1 protein-coding gene is annotated in these 1054 nt (G+C 68.8%); it reads right to left on the reverse strand.

All coding sequences use genetic code 11. The features are described 5' to 3' along the window. Window positions 1–85 precede the first annotated feature (85 nt). The coding region (locus ASE91_RS05755) for a dihydrolipoamide acetyltransferase family protein (RefSeq protein WP_235530348.1) at window positions 86–1054 on the reverse strand (969 nt) is incomplete at its 5' end.

Genomic DNA, 1054 nt, shown 5'->3' on the forward strand with positions numbered 1-1054 from the left:
CCTCCACCAGCTTCACTGGTTCCCCTCCCCGTGCCGGGGAGGATCAGTGCGCCGCGATCGTCAACCTTGCCCGCTTCCTCCGCGATCAGTCGGCGAACAGCAGTACCGGCGTTTCGATCAGCCGCTTCAACGCCTGGACATAGCTGGCGGCGTCATGACCGTCGACGACGCGGTGATCGCAACTGATCGACAGGTTCATCAGCTTGGCCTTGACGATTTCCTCGCCGCCACCGGCGCGCGCGCGGAACACCGGGCGTTCGACGATGCGGTTCGGGCCGATGATCGCGACTTCGGGGCGATTGATGACCGGGGTGGTCGCGATGCCGCCGAGCGGCCCCAGCGAGGTGACGGTGATCGTGCCGCCCGACAGTTCCTCCGACTTCGCCTTGCCAGTGCGTGCCGCCTCAGCCAGCCGGACGATCTCGGTCGCGAGCTGCCACGGGTTCAGGTCCTGCGCGTCGCGGATTACCGGAACCATCAGCCCGGCATCGGTCTGCGCCGCCATGCCCAGATGCACCCGCCCGAACCGCGTCACCACCCCAGCCTCGTCGTCATAGCGCGCGTTGAGCATCGGGAAATCGGACAGCGTGCGGCAGATCGCGACGATCAGCAGCGGCAGCATGGTCAGCTTTGGCCGGGACCCACGCGCCATGTTCAGGTCGCCGCGCATCGCCTCCAGCGCGGTGACGTCGATCTCCTCGACATAGGTGAAGTGCGGGATGTGGCGCTTGGCTGCCGCCATGTTCTCGGCGATGCGGCGGCGCACGCCGATGACCTTGACGGTTTCGTCCGGGCGGGCGCGCGATGCGTTGGGGGTGTGATAGCCCTGCGCGCTGCCGTAGCGAAGGTATGCGTCGAGATCGGCGTGGCGGATGTGGGGGCCGTCGTGGTGGACGGCGGACAGGTCGATGCCGAGGTCGGCCGCGCGGGCGCGGACGGCGGGTGAGGCCAAAACTCCTCCCCGCTCGCGGGGAGGGGGACCGTCCGGCGCAGCCGGATGGTGGAGGGGGGTGGCCTCTTGCGGGACGGCAGATGGCGTTACGTCCAGCGGCGC

It is taken from the genome of Sphingomonas sp. Leaf62 (assembly GCF_001421915.1).
GTDB lineage: Bacteria > Pseudomonadota > Alphaproteobacteria > Sphingomonadales > Sphingomonadaceae > Sphingomonas.